14 protein-coding genes and 1 pseudogene are annotated in these 17292 nt (G+C 67.9%); 2 read left to right on the top strand and 13 right to left on the bottom strand.

What is annotated here, in order from left to right:
* Nucleotides 1–62 precede the first annotated feature (62 nt).
* Both FKV23_RS04045 and FKV23_RS04050 read right to left on the bottom strand, forming a co-directional pair.
* Nucleotides 63–1895: pseudogene (locus FKV23_RS04045) on the bottom strand (assimilatory sulfite reductase (NADPH) flavoprotein subunit); the annotation flags it as partial.
* A gap of 293 nt (nt 1896–2188) precedes the next feature.
* A complete protein-coding gene (locus FKV23_RS04050; RefSeq protein WP_407067644.1) occupies nt 2189–3697 on the bottom strand; it encodes a M20 family metallopeptidase in 1509 nt (502 codons plus the stop codon).
* 246 nt (nt 3698–3943) lie between these two features.
* Here FKV23_RS04050 and FKV23_RS04055 point away from each other — a divergent pair, with 246 nt between their 5' ends.
* Nucleotides 3944–4291, top strand: coding sequence for a ComEA family DNA-binding protein (locus tag FKV23_RS04055; RefSeq protein ID WP_141622706.1), 348 nt, complete (start codon nt 3944–3946; stop codon nt 4289–4291).
* A gap of 215 nt (nt 4292–4506) precedes the next feature.
* On the top strand, nt 4507–5127 hold the full coding sequence (locus tag FKV23_RS04060) for a HutD/Ves family protein (protein ID WP_141622707.1): 621 nt from the start codon (nt 4507–4509) through the stop codon (nt 5125–5127).
* On the opposite strand, the gene FKV23_RS04065 is transcribed toward FKV23_RS04060, so the two are convergent.
* The 11 genes from FKV23_RS04065 to sufC form a co-directional block, all read right to left on the bottom strand.
* Nucleotides 5121–6824, bottom strand: coding sequence for a flavodoxin domain-containing protein (locus FKV23_RS04065; protein ID WP_141622708.1), 1704 nt, complete (start codon nt 6822–6824; stop codon nt 5121–5123). The genes FKV23_RS04060 and FKV23_RS04065 overlap by 7 nt on opposite strands.
* Nucleotides 6821–7789 (bottom strand): FAD:protein FMN transferase, encoded by a 969-nt coding sequence (locus FKV23_RS04070; protein WP_141622709.1) that lies wholly within the window; start codon nt 7787–7789, stop codon nt 6821–6823. Before FKV23_RS04070 ends, FKV23_RS04065 begins: the two co-directional genes overlap by 4 nt.
* A gap of 21 nt (nt 7790–7810) precedes the next feature.
* Entirely contained in the window at nt 7811–8629 is an 819-nt protein-coding gene (locus FKV23_RS04075; RefSeq protein WP_141622710.1) for a DUF4198 domain-containing protein, read from the bottom strand.
* A gap of 76 nt (nt 8630–8705) precedes the next feature.
* Complete coding sequence (locus FKV23_RS04080; RefSeq protein ID WP_141622711.1) at nt 8706–9215, bottom strand: DUF2271 domain-containing protein; 510 nt, start codon at nt 9213–9215, stop codon at nt 8706–8708.
* Nucleotides 9216–9234: 19 nt separating this feature from the next.
* Nucleotides 9235–9870, bottom strand: coding sequence for a PepSY-associated TM helix domain-containing protein (locus FKV23_RS04085; RefSeq protein ID WP_141622712.1), 636 nt, complete (start codon nt 9868–9870; stop codon nt 9235–9237).
* 19 nt (nt 9871–9889) lie between these two features.
* On the bottom strand, nt 9890–12346 hold the full coding sequence (locus FKV23_RS04090; RefSeq protein WP_244244090.1) for a TonB-dependent receptor domain-containing protein: 2457 nt from the start codon (nt 12344–12346) through the stop codon (nt 9890–9892).
* 159 nt (nt 12347–12505) lie between these two features.
* Entirely contained in the window at nt 12506–12829 is a 324-nt protein-coding gene (locus tag FKV23_RS04095; protein ID WP_141622713.1) for a Rieske (2Fe-2S) protein, read from the bottom strand.
* Nucleotides 12830–12952: 123 nt separating this feature from the next.
* A complete protein-coding gene (locus tag FKV23_RS04100) occupies nt 12953–13477 on the bottom strand; it encodes a GNAT family N-acetyltransferase (RefSeq protein WP_141622714.1) in 525 nt (174 codons plus the stop codon).
* Nucleotides 13478–13912: 435 nt separating this feature from the next.
* Entirely contained in the window at nt 13913–15190 is a 1278-nt protein-coding gene (locus FKV23_RS04105) for a cysteine desulfurase (RefSeq protein ID WP_141622715.1), read from the bottom strand.
* Complete coding sequence (gene sufD / locus FKV23_RS04110; protein WP_141622716.1) at nt 15187–16485, bottom strand: Fe-S cluster assembly protein SufD; 1299 nt, start codon at nt 16483–16485, stop codon at nt 15187–15189. The genes FKV23_RS04105 and sufD overlap by 4 nt, the downstream gene beginning before the upstream one ends.
* A gap of 1 nt (nt 16486) precedes the next feature.
* Nucleotides 16487–17251 carry a Fe-S cluster assembly ATPase SufC gene (gene sufC, locus FKV23_RS04115; RefSeq protein WP_141622717.1) on the bottom strand — a complete coding sequence of 255 codons (765 nt, stop codon included), beginning with the start codon at nt 17249–17251 and terminating at the stop codon, nt 16487–16489.
* Nucleotides 17252–17292 lie beyond the last annotated feature (41 nt).

The following is a 17292-nucleotide window of genomic DNA, read 5'->3' on the forward strand; positions in this document are numbered from 1 at the left end:
CGTCGTGGCCCCGGGTGCGGCCATCGGCCTTACCCGGGCTACGGGGGGGTTGGTGCGGGTCATCAGTACACATCCCGGGCGTAGCGGCCCTGTTGCTGCAGCTGGCTCAGGTAGTCGGCGGCATCCTCGCGCGACTTGCCGCCGTGTTCGGCGACCACGTCGAGCAGGGCCGCGTGCACGTCCTTGCCCATCGCGATCGCGCCGCAGACATAGACGTGCGCGCCGCTTTCCAGCCAGTCGTAGACGTCGCGGCCGTTCTCGCGGATGCGGTGCTGTACGTAGATTTTCTGTGCCTGATCGCGCGAGAAGGCGAGATCGATGCGCTGCAACTGGCCGTCGCGCACCGCGCGCTGCCATTCGAGCTGGTAGAGGAAGTCGGTACGGAAGTGCGGGTTGCCGAAGAACAGCCAGTTGCGGCCAGCAGCTCCAATCTCTGCGCGCTCCTGCACGAAGGCGCGAAACGGCGCCACGCCGGTACCCGGGCCGATCATGATGATGTCGCGCGAGGCGTCGGTCGGCAGGCGGAAGCGTTCGTTCGGCTCGATGTAGACCGGCAGGCGCTCACCCTCGGCGGTGCGCGACAGGAAGTTGGATGCGGTGCCCCAGCGGGTCTGGCCGTCGAAGTCGTATTCGACATGGGCCACGGTCAGGTGGACCTCGTCGCCGACCTGCTTCTGGCTGGAGGCGATCGAATACAGCCGCGGCGCCATCGGACGCAGTGCGCTGACCAGGGCCTCGGCGTCCCAGTCGGCCGGGTGGCGCCGCAGCAGGTCGATCACTTGCTGTTCGTCGAACAGGCGTGCCATGGCCTCGCGGTTGCCGGCGTCGAGCAGGGCCTTGAGGCCATCGTCGCCGCTGCGCCCGGCATGGGCAGCGAGGAACGGGCGCGACAACCGGGTCAGTTCGCGCTTGCCGGACAGCCACTCGCGCAAGGAGTGTTCGTCGTCGCCGACCTTGACTGCGGTGTCGCCGGCGAGCTTGAGCGTCGCCAGCACTTCATCGACCAGCGCCGGCGGGTTCTGCGGCCACAGGCCAAGCGCGTCGCCGGGCTGGTAGTGGAGGCCGGAGTCTTCCAGCGAAATCTCGAAATGACGCACGTCGCGACCGGCCGGCGTGCGCAGGCCGCCCGGGGCGGTCAGGCGATGGGCGGCGAGCAGTTCGGCGGCGAACGGGCGGTCGCGGTCGTGCGCCGGCGCGGTAGCCTGCAGCGGGCGCAGCGGGGTGACGGTGGCGCTGTGCTGGGGTTGCACTGTGGCCAGCGTCTTGGCTTCCTCGACCGCGCGTTGCAGCCAAGGGGCGGCGACGCTATCGATGTCGAGGTCGGCCTCGCCACGTTCGAACAGGCGGGTCGCGCCGAGTTCGGCCAGACGCTCGTCGAGCACGCGGCCGATCTCGCAGAACTGCGGGTAGCTGGAGTCGCCGAGGCCGAGCACGGCGAACTTGAGTTGCGGCAGCTTGGGCGCGCGGCGGCCGCGGATGAATTCGACCAGGCCGATCGCGTCGTCCGGCGGGTCGCCCTCGCCCTGGGTGCTGATGACGATGTAGAGCTGTTTCTCGTCCTTCAGTTCTCGGGTCGGGTAGGCGTCGGCGCGCAGCAGGCGCACGGTGACGCCGGCGGCTTCGCTTTGCGCGGCGAGCTTTTCGGCGACGCGTTTGGCGTTGCCGGTCTGGCTGCCGTAGACGATGGTCAGGATCTGCGACGGCGCGGTTTCGGCCGCGGGCAGGGCGGCGCTGGCCGGGCGGCCCTGCAGGGCCTGGCCGCGGGCAAGGCCGGCGGCATAGCCGGACAGCCACCACAGGCCGGCGCCGTCGAGGCCGTCGGTCAGGCGGCCGAGCAGGCCTGCCTGTTCGTCGCTGAGCGGGGCGGGGCAGGGGAGGCGCGCATCGCGGTGGGTCTCGTGGGATTTCCTTGGCCACGAGACTAGGGACGCGCCACCGTCGACGGAAAGGACGGTCGGTTATGCGGTTATGCCGATCGGGGAGGTCGGGCGGATGTGTCGCTGTGGAAGCCGTTGGCCATGGGTTTGCGGGACACGCCGCAAGTACATCCATGTAGGCTCATCGTCGGCATCCTGCCTCCGAAGGTCCCGCAAACCCATGGCCAACGGCTTCTGGACAGGTGGTCGGCGCGTTATGCAAAGCCCCTCTCCCGTGAACGGGAGAGGGGTTGGGGTGAGGGCAGACGCACTCAGCAGCAGCCGTGATCCCCATGCCGGTCGCCACTGTCAGGCACCACCGCGGCACCGCTGGTCTCGCCGCGCTGGCTGGCGTGGTGGTGCTCGGCGATCACGCGGGCGACGCAGGCGGTGACGCGCTTGCCCATCGGGATGTGCAGGAACTCGTTGGGTCCATGTGCATTCGAGTGCGGGCCGAGCACGCCGGTGATCATGAACTGGGCGCCGGGGAACTTCTCGCCGAGCATGCCCATGAACGGGATCGAGCCGCCTTCGCCCATGTACATCGCTGGCCGGCCGTAGAACTCGCGGCTGGCGGTGTCGATCGCCTTCTCCAGCCATGGCGACATTGCCGGCGCGTTCCAGCCGGCCGAGGCCTTCTCCAGTTCCAGCGAGACCTGCGCGCCGTTGGGCGGGTCGCGCAGCAGTACCTCGCCGAGCAGTTCGCCGGCCTGCTTGCCGTTCAGGGTCGGCGGCAGCCGCAACGAGAGTTTGACCGCGGTATGCGGGCGCAGCACGTTGCCGGCCGAGTCGAGCGAGGGGATGCCGCCGATGCCGGTGACCGACAGCGCCGGGCGCCAGGTGCGGTTGAGCACCAGTTCGGCCAGGTCGTCATGCATCGGCTTGAGGCCGCCGACCAGCGGGAATTTGTCGTAGACGGCGGTGCCGAGCACTTCGGCGGCACGTTTCGCCTGCTCGATCCGCTCGGCCGGGATCTCGACGTGCAGGCCGTCCAAGGCGATGCGGCCGGTGTTCTCGTCCTCGATACGCGACAGCAGCTGGCGCAACAGGCGGAAGCTCGACGGCACGATGCCGGAGGCATCGCCCGAGTGCACGCCCTCGTCGAGCACCTTCACGCTCAGATTGCCGCCGGCCAGGCCACGCAGCGAGGTGGTGCACCACAGCTGGTCGTAGTTGCCGCAGCCCGAGTCCAGGCAGACCACCAGCGACGGCTTGCCGATGCGGTCGGCGAGGTGGTCGACGTAGGCCGGCAGGTCATAGCTGCCCGATTCCTCGCAGGCTTCGATGATGACCACGCAGCGCGAATGCGGCAGCTTCTGCTCCTGCAGGGCCTTGACCGCGGTCAGCGAGCCGTAGATCGCGTAGCCATCGTCGGCGCCGCCGCGGCCGTACAGTCTGTCGCCGCGCAGCACCGGCTTCCACGGGCCGAGGTCATCGTCCCAGCCGGTCATTTCCGGCTGCTTGTCGAGGTGGCCGTACATCAGCACGCAGTCATCGTCACTGCCGCCGTTGGCGGCCGGGATGTCGATGTAGATCAGCGGGGTACGGCCTTCCAGCCGGACCACCTCCAGCTGCATGCCGGGGATGCCCTGGGCGTTGGCCCACGTGGTCATCAGCTTGACCGCATCCTCCATGTAGCCGTGGGCGACCCAGTCGGCGTCGAACATCGGCGACTTGTTGGGGATGCGGATGTACTCGACGAGCTGGGGAACGATCTCGTCGTCCCACTTGCCGGCGACGAAGCGTTCGATGAGGGCGGGCTCGATCTGGCTGGCGTCCATGGAGGGGCCTCTGTTCGCGAAAGCGGCCATTTTAACGTCAGCCGCCGTGTAGGAATTTTCCTACCCCGGACCGGGACTTTTCCCGACCCGACGACGGAAGGTAGGCCGATACAGCCGGGCCGGCGAATTTCCGAGACTGTTCTCGCCGGACGGGACACCGGCCTGGGCACGCCGCCCCGGCCAGCTCCGCCCGGCACCCCACAAGGACGCGACGCAAATCCACATTCATCGAGAAAGGAATTCGCCATGAAATCACTTCGCCTGATCTTCAAGTCCCTGGCCCTGTCGCTGCTGCTTGTCGGCAGTGTGCTGACCGCCACCGCCGTGGCCGGTGAGAAGGTCGACATCAATACCGCCGACGCCGCCACGCTCGAGCAGCTGGTCAATGTCGGGCCGGCCAAGGCTGCCGCGATCGTCGAGTATCGCGAGGCCAACGGCCCGTTCCGCAGCGCCGAGGAACTGGCCCTGGTCGCCGGCATCGGTCTGAAGACGGTCGAGAAGAACCTCGACCTGATCGAGGTCGGCAATACCGCCTCGCGTCAGCCCGCGGCCAGGAGCGGTTCGTCGTCGGCAGGAAGCGCAGCAGGTCGCTGACATCATGCAAGGCCGGGTGCAGGATGCGTCCCGGCGTGTATCAAGGGCAGGAAGCCCGAAGGAATCGGGGGGAGACCCTGGACAAGGATGTATACCGCCCGCCGTGGAAGGATCCGCGGTGGGCGGTTCTGTTTTGAGGCTTTGGGGCAGTTGGCCGGTGCTGATGGAAGATGCTGATGGAGAACGGATCCCCTCCCATCGCCTAGACTCTGCGAATGCAGCCGGTTTCCGAAATCCTTCCGCACTCCCGGGTCATTCCTGCCAACGCCTGCCGCCGCGAGCGTTGGCGCAATGGTCTGGGCTGGACCCGTGAAGTCCTGTCCGGGAGCATTGCAGGGCCTCCCGATGACGCCGGTTGGGACTGGCGCCTGTCGATTGCCGAGATCGAGGCCGAGGCCGCTTACTCCCGCTTCGAGGGCGTCGATCGCGAACAGATGCTGCTGTCTGGCAGCGGCCTGCGCCTGATCCGTGCGGGGGGCGACACGCTCCTGATGCCTCCCCACGAGCGCGTGCGCTTCAGCGGTGAGGAGGAGATGACCGCGCAGCCGGTCGACGGCCGCGTCGAGGTGGTCAACCTGATGTGGCGGCGCGATCGGGTCGAGGTCGCGTCCTGGCACCGGCCGCTGGTCGGGCCGATGGTGATCTTCGCCGAACCCCGGAGTACCTGGGCGGTGCACCTGATCGCCGGCCAGGCCCGTTTCGACGACGATTCCGGCCTGCCACCGCTGGCCAGTGGCGATACCGCGATCTTCGCCGCAGGCGATGCCCGCCTGCGCCACGTGCTCGATGGTGGTGGTGAAGCCTGGTTGATCCGGCTCGCAGCGCGCGTTCAATAGACGTCGCGACGGTAGCGGCCGTCGGCAGCCATCTTTTCCAGCGTTTCCGTACCAATCTGTTCGCGCAGCATCGCATCGACGCCCGGCGCCATGCCCTGCAGGCTGCCACAGACGTACACGGCGGCGCCCGCGTCGAGCCATTCGCGCAGGCGTCCGGCCTGCCGTCGCAGCAGATCCTGCACATAGGGACGCTCGAAGGGGTGGGCTTGCAGCGCCTGTCCGCTGTCGGCAGCGAGCATGCCGCCGTCGCGCGAGAACGCGAGGTCCAGCCGCTGCAGCCAGCCTTGGTGCAGCCAGGTTTCGATCTCGTCGCGATGGTGGAAATCGAAAGCGGCACGCCGCTCGCCGAACAACAGCCAGTTGCGCGCGTGGCCGCGTTCGATCCGCGCCATCACAAGCGCACGCAGGCCGGCGAGGCCGGTACCGTTGCCGACCAGGATCAGCGGACGGTCGTCGGCGGGAAGATGGAACCCCGGGTTGCGACGGATGCGCAGGTCGATGCGGTCGCCACCGGCCGCATGGGCGGTCAGCCAGCCGCTGCCGCTGCCGAGGCGGCCATCGGGGTGGCGCACCTGCCGCACCAGCAGGTGCAGCCGGCCTTCGCCAGCCGTCGAGGCGATCGAGTATTCGCGATGGGGCATGGGTTGCAGGGACTCGGCGAGTGCCTGTGCGTTCTGGTCGTGCACGTTGGCGGGATCGGGCAGGCGTGCGCGTGACAGCAATGCCGACAACGTCGTGGGTGCGCCATCGGTATGGACTTCGCTGTCACCGTCGAGGCCGGTTGCGTGCAGCCATGCCGTGACCTCATGCGCGGGGTGGCGCGGGCCGATCTCGGCGATGTCGCCGGCCTGCCAGTCGAGCTCGCCCGCCTGTTCCGGCACCAGTGCGATCTCGTAGACCGGGCCGCCTTCGCTGCCTGCGTTCAAGAGTCGCCTGGCATGCAGTCGCCACGGCCGGTAGGCAGGCGGACACCAGTCGGGCAGGTCGGCGCGACCGGCGAGCTGACCAAGGCCGTATTGCCAGTGGCGCAGTGCGCCGGTATCGCCAGCGTCGACATCGACACGGTCGAACAGCGGCCGCGCACCGCTGTGCTGCAGCCAGCGGTCGAGTTGCAGCCCGAATGCGCAGAAGTTGGCGTAGCTGCGGTCGCCAAGCGCGAGCACCGCATATTGCAGGCCGGGCAGAGCCGCAGCCTGGCCGAGCACATCGCGGGTGAAGCCGAGCGCATGGTCGGGCGGGTCGCCCTCGCCGGTGGTGCTGGCGATGAACAACGCGCGGCGGTGCCGTTTCAGCATTTCAATGTCGACCTCGTGCAGGGGATGCACCCGTGCCGCGATCCCGACACCGCGCAATGCGCTGGCGCTGTGTTCGGCCAGCTGTTCGGCGAAACCGGTCTGGCTCGCCCAGGCCAGCAGCACGGCGGATTCGCCTTCGTCAGCGTCCAGTGCCGCCGGACGCTTTCGCGTGCGCAGCAACGGGACGGTGCAGAGCCCGAAGTAGGCGAGAACGGTCGCACCTGCCAGCCACCACCGCTCGCCGGGTGGCATCGCGATCCACCATGGCCCGCCTTGCCACCGGGCGAAGGCGAGGGCGGTCAGCAACAACGCCAGCAGGACCGCGGCGTTGCCGAGCCGCACCCGCACGGCGCTGGAAATGGCCGCGCCCGCCGTCGGCGCGCCTTGCGTGGTGATGCTCATCCGTCCAGCAATGCATTGAAGGCTGGCGTCATCCGTTCGGCATGACCGTCCGTCGCCGGGGCGATGAAGCGTGCGGCCAGGCCGCGCGCGCAGGCCAGTTCGTAGCCCGTGTGAATACCAAGCACGGTCAGTGCTGTGGCCCAGCCGTCGGCGTGCATGGCGTCGCTGGCGACAACGGTGACCGCGACAGGCGCATCGCGCGCTGGTTTGCCGCTGCGTGGATCGAGCGTGTGGCTGGCGCGGATGCCATCGTGCTGGTGGTGATGCCAGCGTTCGCCGGAGGTGGCGACGGCCAATCCGTCCAGTGCCAGCACGCGAGGCTCGGCGCTGCCATCCTCGTCGCCGGTCCAGGCTTCGACCAGCACCCGCCAGGGCGTGCCGTCGGGCCTGCGGCCGTAGCCGGACAGTTCGCCACCGACCTCAACCAGAGCATTGGCAATGCCCCGCGCGCGCAGGTGCTCGGCGACGGCATCGACCGCGTGGCCCTTGGCGATCGCGCACAGGTCCAGTCGCACGCCGCCGGGCTGCAGGGCACGGTGGTTGGCGGCGTCGAGTTCGATCCGGCGCCAGCCCATGTGGCTGCGCGCGGCCTCGAGTGCAGTCGCCGAGGTGTCGATCCGTCGCGACGGGCCGAAGCCCCAGGTATCGGCCAGTGCACCGACGGTCGGGTCGAAGGCGCCGTCGCTGGCGGCGGCGATCTCCAGCGCAGCCTGCAGCACACGCCAGAAACCGTCGGTCAAAGCGTGCCAGCTGCCGGCCCTGGCTGCGTTGTAGCGGGCCAGATCGCTATCCGGCTCCCAGTTGCTCATCTGCGCAACGACATCGTCGAGCACCGACTGGATGCCGTGGTGCAGGGCATGCAGGTTCGCGCCTGGCGGTGCGGCCAGCTTCACCGACCAGGTGGTGCCCATCGACTCGCCACCCAGGGTGGCGGGAGCGGGGCTCTGGGCGGTTATGGCGTTCATTCGCGCGAGGAGAACTGCCGCTTACTGCGGCAGCACTTCCAGCGTGGCGACGTAGCTCAGGCGGCGCTGCTCCGCCTGCGGCACCGAGGTCTTCCCGTCCTGGGTCGTGGTCTCCAGCCAGTACATGCCGGGCTCCGGCCAGGTCACGCTGAACTCGCCGCCGGCGTCGGTGACGAGCTTGATCTCGTCCTGCGCGTTGCGGTAGCGGGTGCTGCCACGCACGATCTCGATCTCGAGCCCGGCGGCGGGCTGGCCGTCGATCAGCAGGCGGAACTTCGCGGCCTCGCCGGCGAACAGGTCGTTGGGGTGGGTCAGCGGCTGCATCTCGATGCCTTCACCGGAAAGTTCCAACGCGGTGTCGTTCGGCGCGCCGTTGGTGACGAAAGTCTCGATGCGCCCCATCGTCTGCGAAATCCGCAGGTTCTTTGCGTCCTTCGGCACCTCGGTGGCGAGGGTGTCCACCGAGCCGCGCCAGCGCTTCGGCTGGCCGTTCTCTTCCCAGCTGCCGAACAGACCGCTGTTGACCACGGCCAGGCGGTAGGTGCCCTGCTGCACGAGCTGCAGGTCGAACACGCTGCGGTACTTGCCGGTGGCCGGGTTCTGCAATGCCACGTTGCTGCCGTCCGGGGCGGTGATGACCAGGTTGTCGAGGCGCAGCGGCACGTGATTGAAATGGAACAGGTCGTTGGACACCGCCGCGTCGACGGTGATCCACGGGTCGTTGCCGGCCAGTACCGTCTGCGACGGTTGCAGCCAGGCCTTGTGCGCGAAGGCCGAGAACGGCATGGCGACGGCAAGGGTGGTGGCCAGTGCGGCAGCCAGGATCGACGGGGTCTTCATTGGGTTCTCCTCTGCGGGATGCGTGTTCGCAAGTGCGGCTTTGGCGGTGAGATCCGGCAGGTCGCTCGTGCGCGGATCAGGAGCGGGTCTTCAGGGACACTTCGCCCAGCTCGCTGCTGCCCCGGGCGTTGCCCTGGCTGGCGCCGCGCCACTTGAACGGGATCTTCAGCAGCTCGCGGCCGCCGACCTCGCGCGCGGCCTCGACCACCAGGGTGTAGTCGCCGGCTGGCAACCGCTTCAGTTCGGGGTGGTTGTCGTCGAGCTTGAGCGTGTGGGTGCCGACCGGGCGGGTCGGGCCGGTCACGCCGTCCACCGGCACGTCCAGCGTGCGGCCGCTGCGGCGCCACCATTGGCGCAGGTCGGGCAACCACTTGGTGCCGGCTCCCTCGGAGGTCGCCTTCTGCTGGTACCACACGGCCAGGTTGGCCAGCGCCTTCTGGTCGGCGCCCTCGACCCAGATCGCCACGTACGGACGGTGGTATTCGGCGACGTTGAGCTGCGGGATCTCCACGTCGAGCTGGATTTCGGCCGAGTGGGCCGGCAGGGCGAGCAGCCCGCCCAGGGCGATGGTGAGTTTCATGCGCATGTGTGGCATCTCGATGGAGTCAGTGGATGAAGATCAATGCCAGCAACAGCGGCAATACCAGGCCCAGGCCGACGACAGGCCAGGTCATGCGCCGCTGGCGGGCGTGTATCTGCAACAGCAGCAGGCCGGTCACACAGAACACCACGCACGCCGCGGCGAACACGTCGATGAACCAGCTCCAGGCTGTGCCGGTGTTGCGACCCTTGTGCAGGTCGTTGAGCCAGGCGACCCAGCCGCGGTCGGTGCGTTCGTACTCGACCTCGCCGCTGCCGCGGTCGATGCTGAGCCAGGCGTCGCCGCCGGGGCGCGGAAGCGACAGGTAGACTTCGTCGGCCGACCATTCGGCGTGCTGCCGGCCGATCGAGACCGGCAGCGTTTCGTTGAGCCAGTCACCCACGCTCGCCGGCAGCGGTGCATGGCCTTGCTCGCGCTCACCCAGCGCCTGCAGCACCGGTTCCGGCATCTCGACGATGCGATTGAGGGTTTGCGGCGTGGCCTCGATCGCGCCCGAGTGATTCAGGGTGATGCCGGTGATCGCAAACAGCAGCATCCCGACCAGGCACACCGCCGAGCTGATCCAGTGCCACTGGTGCAGCGTGCGCAGCCAGAAACCGCGGCGCTGCTGGCGGGCGAGGTCGGGTTGGGCGGTGTCCATGCTCAAGCGATGAGCCTGCTCAGAACTTCACGTTCATCGACAACCAGAGACTCCGGCGCTGGTCCTTGATCAGGTAGTCGTCGATACAGTCGTAGGCATCGCCGGTCGCGACCAGCTCGCAGGTCTGGCTGACGAAGTCCTTGTCCAGCAGGTTGTTGATGCGGGCGTTGAAGCGCAGCCATTCGTTGACCTGCCAGGACGCACCGAGGTTGAGCAGGGCGTAGTCCTCGTACCAGGTGTCACGGCCGGTCAACGCGTCGGTGCCCCGGTAGCGTTTGGAGCGTGCCTCCGAAGTCAGCGAGACGGTGATGCTGTCGCTGGCACGCCAGTCCAGGCCGGCATTGAGCATGTGACGGGCCGGGTTGCCGGCGATCGGCTTGCCTTTGTTGGTGCCGCTGTTCTGCTCGGATTCGGTCCAGGTGTAGTTGCCGCGCAGCGTCCAGGCCGGATTGATCGCCCAGCGTGCGGCCAGTTCGACACCGTATGTCTCGGCGCGGTCGACGTTGGTGCTCTGGCGGAAGCTGGTGTAGCCCAGTGCGGCCCAGCCCGGGCCGATGTCCACGCAGGGTTCGCCAGCGGCGGCGACCTCGCAGTTGGCGACCTGCTCACCGCTGGTGATCTTGTCCTTGAACTTGTTGAAGAACGCGGTGGCGTTGAAGCTCAAGCCGTCCAGGTTGTCGAAGTAGGCCGCGATCTCGGTGTTGGTACTGGTTTCCGGCTGCAGGCCCGGAGTGCCGACGAACGGGATCACGCCCTGTGCGCCGAAGCCGGTGATGCCCGGGTGCAGCTGGTTCGGCTTGGGCGTCTTGTAGCCGGTGCTGATGCCGCCCTTGAGCGTCCAGTTCTCGCTGGCGGTCCAGACCAGATAGCCGCGCGGGCTGAGGTGGTCGCCGAAGATGTTGTGGTCGTCGTAGCGCAGGCCGGCGGTCAGGGTCAGCGCATCGGTCAGGCTCCAGTTGTCCTCGCCGAATACCGCCCACTGGCGATGCTTCTGGGTGGTGCCGGCGACGTAGTCGCCGTCGACCATGCCGAAGGTGCCGTCTTCCATGTCGACGTTGTTGTACTGGCCGCCAACGGTCAGCAGGTGGCGGCCCAACGGCATCTCCAGCCGGGTGTCGAACAGCCAGCCCTCGACTTCGAGCGGGCGCAGCGCGCGCGGCAGGAAGGCGCCGAGGCGGGCCAGCTCATCCGCGCTCAGGTCGCGGGCGGCGATGCCGGCGGCCCCCATGCCGTTGTCGCAGTAGCCGTCTTCGCCATGGCGTGCGCAGACCTCGTTCCACAACGCCTGCAGCTGGCCGCGCTCGGCGATGCTCAGCGGCTGCGAGCGGCCGAGGTTGCTGGAGCGGCTGTACATCAGGCTGCTGGTGCTGGTGCCGATGTCCCAGCGGCCGATGTGGGTCAGGGCGAGCTGATCGCGCTCGTAACGCTGATACTCCGTGTATCCCACGCGTGGCTGGACGACGCGGCGGATGACGGTTTCCGGGTTGTCCGGGCCGGCCGGTTGCGAGGGATCGAAGTCCGGATTGGGGATCACGGCATTGCCACTGCGCCACAGCGACTCGAGGCCATCGAGGGTGCCGGTCTGACCCTGCCTGTTGTCGTACTTCTGGCGCGAGGCGTCGTAGTCGAGCACCAGGTCGTGGTTCTCGCTGGGCGTGAACGACAGGCTCAGGCCGCCATGCCAGTTGGTGTTGGCGACCCGGCGGCCGCCACTGCCGAAACCAAGCGAGCGGTCCCAGCGGCTGCCATCGGGCAGGGGCAGGGACTCCCATTCCGGGTTGGAGGCGTCGCGGTCGTACCAGCTGCCGCGCAAGGCCAGGCCGAGCTTGTCGGCCACCAGAGGGCCGGCCGCGTACAGGTCGATCGTGCGTGCGTCACCGAACTCACTCTCCTGTTGCCAGGTGTGGCCGAGGGTGACCGAGCCTTCCCACTGCTGCGGCACCTTGCGGGTGATGATGTTGATCACGCCGCCCATCGCATCGGAGCCGTACAGGGTCGACATCGGACCGCGCACGATCTCGATCCGGTCCACGTAGTCCAGCGGCGGGATGAAGGAGAACTGGCCGCCGCCGAAGCCGTTCGGGTAGATGTCGCCGACGTTGCTCTGGCGGCGTCCGTTGATCAGCACCAGGGTGTAGTCCGACGGCATGCCGCGCATGCTGATCGAGGCGTTGCCGTTCTTGTCGGTGCTCTCCAGGCCGATATCGATGCCCTCGATGTCGCGCAGCGCATCGATCAGGTTGGTGTAGGGACGCAGCGACAGCTCCTCGCGGGTGACCACGCTGATGCTGGCCGGGGCATCGGTGATCTTCTGCTCGAAGCCGGCGGCGGTCACGACCACCGTGTCGAGGGTGTTGGCATCGGCGGCGGCCGTCGCCATCAGCGGCGTCCGGGCATGGGCGGGTGGCAGGGTGGAAACGAGCGCGAGGAAGATCGCGCCCGCCATCGGTGAGATGGCAGGAGAGCGCTTGGTCATGGTGTCCCGTAGTCAGTGCGGCCGGGGGGCCGGCGTCGAACGGGATAATAATGAGAATAGTTCGCGTTTACAACAATCGAGAATGGATCTCGTTTGATGAAGTCTGGCGATTGGCCATGCGGCGCGGGCGTATCCGGAGGCGGGCCCGGGAGCGGATGCTCAGTCGCGGTCGTCGCGGGTCCAGACGATGCCGTCCTCGACCTTGATCGGGAACTTCACCACCGGCGTATAGGCGGGCGGGTTGAGGCAGCGGCCATCGCGGATGTCGAACTTCGAACCGTGCAGCACGCATTCGATCGTCGCTTCCTCGCCGTCGAAGGGGCCGGCGGACAGTTCGAAGTCCTCATGCGAGCACTTGTCCTCCAGCGCGTAGAAGTCGCCGTCGTAGTTGAGGACCAGGATCGGCGTGTCGCCGTCCCAGACCACGGTCGATTCGCCGGGAAGCAGTTGGGAGGTGCCGCAGACGCTGACCCAGTCGCCCATGCTCGATGTTCTCCTATGTGCCTGCGCGCCAGCGTATCGAAGTAGCCCGGGTAAGCGAAGCGCGCCCGGGGCTTGGAGGGTCGTCCCGGGTGCGGCTTCGCCTTACCCGGGCTACGAGTTCGATCAAAGGGTCTTTTCCAGGACTTCGAAGCGCAGGTCGTCGCGTTTTGGAATGCCGAAGCGTTCGTCGCCGTACGGGAACGGCTTCCTGATCCCGGTGCGCCGGTAGCCGCGGCGCTCGTACCAGGCGATCAGCTCCTCACGCACGTCGATCACGGTCATCCGCATCGTCGCCAGGTCGAGATCCTCGCGGACGACGCGTTCGGCCTCCGCCAGCACCGCGCGGCCAAGGCCGTTGCCCTGTGCCGTCGGCGCGACCGAGAACATGCCGAAGTAGCCGGCGCCATCGTCATCGGCGACGTGAGCGCAGGCGATCATCGCGCCGTCGCGCTCGGCGATGATGACGTGGCTGCGCGGACGCTGGATGTCGTGGCGCAGGACGTCCGGATCGATGCGGTTGCCGTCGAGCAGGTCGGCTTCGGTGGTCCAGCCGGCACGGCTCGCGTCGCCGCGGTACGACGAGGTGACGAGTTCGACCAGGGCGGGGATGTCGGCCTCTTCGGCGAGGCGGAAATTCAGTTCGTGCATGGCGGGAATGGTATCCGCATACAAGCTCCCGTAGGAACGCCGCGCCTGCATCATCAATGGATATGGGCATGACCCAGCCCCCTGAGTGAGGGGGCGATTCGTGCCGCAGGCACGAATGGGGGTGTGGAAGCGCATTGACGGGGCCCGAAACCTGCGTAGCAGGTTTTGGGGTTTACCAAGCGCAGCTTGGTGAACGTCCCCCCCTGAGTGAGGGGGCGATTCGTGCCGCAGGCACGAATGGGGGTGTGGAAGTGCATTGACGGGGCCCGAAACCTGCGCAGCAGGTTTTGGGGTTTACCAAGCGCAGCTTGGTGAACGTCCCCCCTGAGTGAGGGGCGATTCGTGCCGCAGGCACGAATGGGGGTGTGGAAGCGCAACGGCGGGGCCCAAGGTTTGCGCGGCAAACTTTGGGGATTCCCGGGTGCAGCCCGGGGATCACGCCAGCAGCTTGCGTACCTTGTGGATCGCCGCCACGAAGGCATCGATCTCCTCGAAGGTGTTGTAGAACGCCAGCGAGGCGCGGCAGGTGGCCGGCACGCCGAAGTGCTGCATCAACGGGTGCGCGCAGTGGTGGCCGGAGCGGATCGCCACGCCTTCCAGGTCGAGCAGGGTGGCGAGGTCGTGCGCGTGCGCGCCTTCGACCAGGAAACTGATCACCGCCGCCTTCTCGACCGGCTCGCCGAAGATGCGCAGGCCGTCGACGTCCGACAGCGCCTTCGTCGCGTAAGCCAGAAGCTCCTGCTCGCGTGCCTCGATGTTGGCCATGCCCAGCGCCGACAGGTAGTCGACCGCGGCGCCCAGGCCGACGAAGCCGGCGATGTTCGGGGTGCCGGCCTCGAACTTGTGCGGAACGTCGTTGAACACGGTGCCGTCGAAGCGCACCTCCTTGATCATCTCGCCGCCGCCGATGAAGGGCGGCATCGCGTCGAGGTGCTCGCGCCGCGCCCACAACGCGCCGGTGCCGGTCGGGCCGCTCATCTTGTGGCCGGTGATCGCGTAGAAGTCGCAGCCGACCGCGGCGATGTCGAGCGGGCGGTGCGGCGTCGCCTGCGAGCCGTCGATCAGGGTGACGATGCCACGGCGCCGCGCCTCGCGGCAGATCTCGCGGACCGGGTTGACCGTGCCGAGCACGTTGGAGACGTGGGTCAGCGCGAGCAGCTTCACTTCGGGGGTAAGCAGCGAATACAGCTGATCGAGATCGAGCTCGCCGCGATCGTTGAGCTCGGCGACCTTGATCGTCGCGCCGGTGCGCTGGGCGACCAGCTGCCACGGCACGATGTTGGCGTGGTGCTCCATCCGCGTGAGCACGATCGCGTCGCCGGGCTCCAGCCGCGGCAGCGCCCACGAATAGGCGACCAGGTTGATCGCGAAAGTGGTTCCGCTGGTCAGCACAAGCTCGTCAGCGCGGACGTTGAGGAACCTGGCCAGCTTGTTGCGCGCACCCTCGTAGGCCTCGGTGGCCTCGGTGCCGAGCGTGTGCACGGCGCGGCTGACGTTGGCGTTGTGGTGGCGGTAGAAGTCGTCGACGGTGTCGATCACCGCATTGGGCTTCTGCCCGGTGTTGGCCGAGTCGAGATAGATCAGCGGCTTGCCGTGGACCTGCCGCTCCAGCACCGGGAAGTCGGCGCGGACCCTGGCCCAGTCGATGCTGCTGGCTCCCTTGCCCGCTTGCGGGAGAGGGTGGGGGTGAGGGTCAGCGTGCGAAATGCTCATTTCTCCTCCAGCCGTGCAAGGGCCGCGTCCAGCCGTGTGGCCAATGCATCGCGCAACACAGCGTCTTCGATCACCGAAAGCGTCTCGCGGCAGAACGCATGGGTCAGCAACGCGCGCGCCTGCGCCGCCGGCACGCCGCGGCTGCGCAGGTAGAACAGCGCGGTCGGGTCGAGCTGGCCGACGGTGGCACCGTGCGCGGCCTGGACCTCGTCGGCATGGATCTCCAGCACCGGCTGGCTGTCGATCTCGGCACCTTCGGTCAGCAGCAGGTTCTTGTTCGACAGCATCGCTTCGGTGCCATCGGCGCCTTCGCGGATCAGGATGCCGCCGTGGAAGGCGGCGCGCGAACGACCTGCGCCGAGCCCGCGCCAGGTCAGCTCGCAACCGCTGTCGCGGCCGGCGTGGTCGATGCCGAGGCGAGTGTCGAGGTGGCGCTTGCCGGTCGCCAGCAGCACGCCGTTGGCGTGGACGCGGGCATTGTCGCCATGCAGGGACACGTTGAGCTCGTGGCGTGACAACGCCGCACCGAGTTCGAGGTCGATGCGCTCGTAGCGGGCTTCGCGGGCGAGCACGGCATCGGTGCGGTTGATCACCGTCGCACCAATGTCCTCGTCCTGCACCCGCGCGTGCACCAGTCGTGCCCGTGGGCCGAGATGGACATGCAGCAGGCCGTTGGCGAGATGGCGATGGGCGCCGTTGCCAAGATGGTGTTCGACCACGGTCAGCGAAGCGCCTTCGCGCAGTTCGACCAGGTGGCGCAGGTGCCAGGCGCGGTCGGTGTCGGCAGGCGTCCCGATAAAGACGAGATGCACGGGGGGCTCGATGGAGACCCCGGCATCCACGCGCAATACCGCGCCTTCATCGGCCAGCGCGGCGTTGACGCGGGCGAAGATCTCGTCGCTGCGGTCGAAGCGGCGGGCGAGGAAGTTGGCGTCGCGCGCGTCGCCTTCGGCCAGCACGGTCGACAGCGGTTGCAGCGAAACGCCTGCGGGGAGGCTGGCGGTGTCGCTGCGGGTGGTGTCGATGCGGCCGTTGACGAACACCAGGCGCGGGGCGGGGATATCGGCGAGCAGGCCGGTATCCAGAACCGGCGTTGCCTCTTCCGGCGATGCGGCAAAGGCACGGCGCTCGAGCGCTCGCAGCGGGGTGTACTTCCAGGCTTCGACGCGGGCATGCGGGATGCCGTCGCGCAGGACGGCGTCGAGCGCGGCACGGCGGCTGTCGCCGAGACCGGCGGCGTCGCGCGATTCGAGCGCGTCGAAAGCGGTTGCGAATGAGTCGAGCAGCGCGGTCATGTCAGGCCGTCGCTCCCGGCGCCACCCGGTCCTTGATCCAGGCGTAGCCGTGCTGTTCCAGCTCCAGCGCCAGTTCCGGGCCGCCGGTCTCGACGATGCGACCGTCGGCCAGTACGTGGACCACGTCCGGTTTGATGTATTCGAGCAGGCGCTGGTAGTGGGTGATGACGAGGAACACGCGGTCGGCGGAGCGCAACGCGTTGACCCCCTCGGCGACGGTCTTGAGCGCGTCGATGTCGAGTCCGGAGTCGGTCTCGTCGAGGATCGCCAGTCTGGGTTCCAGCAGGGCGAGCTGGAAGATCTCGTTGCGCTTCTTCTCGCCGCCGGAGAAGCCTTCGTTGACGCCGCGGTGCAGCAATTCATCCTTCAGGTGCAGCACGGCGAGCTTCTCGCGCACCAGCTTGAGGAACTGCATCGAGTCCAGCTCGCTCTCGCCGCGCGCCTTGCGCTGGGCGTTGAGCGCGGTGCGCAGGAAGTAGGTGTTGTTCACGCCCGGGATCTCGACCGGGTACTGGAACGCGAGGAACACGCCGGCCGCGGCGCGCTCTTCGGGCTCCAGCGTGAGCAGGTCCTGGCCGTCGAACGTCACCGAACCCTCGGTGATCTCATACCCCTCTCGGCCGGCGAGGATGTTGCCGAGCGTGGACTTGCCGGCGCCGTTCGGACCCATGATGGCGTGCACCTGGCCCGGCTTCAGTTCCAGCGACAGGCCCTTGAGGATTTCGCGTCCGCCAATCGAGGCGTGGAGGTTTTCGATCTTGAGCATGATTCTTTCTGCTTGTTGAGCCCCTCTCCCGCTTGCGGGAG

The organism is Lysobacter alkalisoli (genome assembly GCF_006547045.1).
GTDB lineage: Bacteria > Pseudomonadota > Gammaproteobacteria > Xanthomonadales > Xanthomonadaceae > Marilutibacter > Marilutibacter alkalisoli.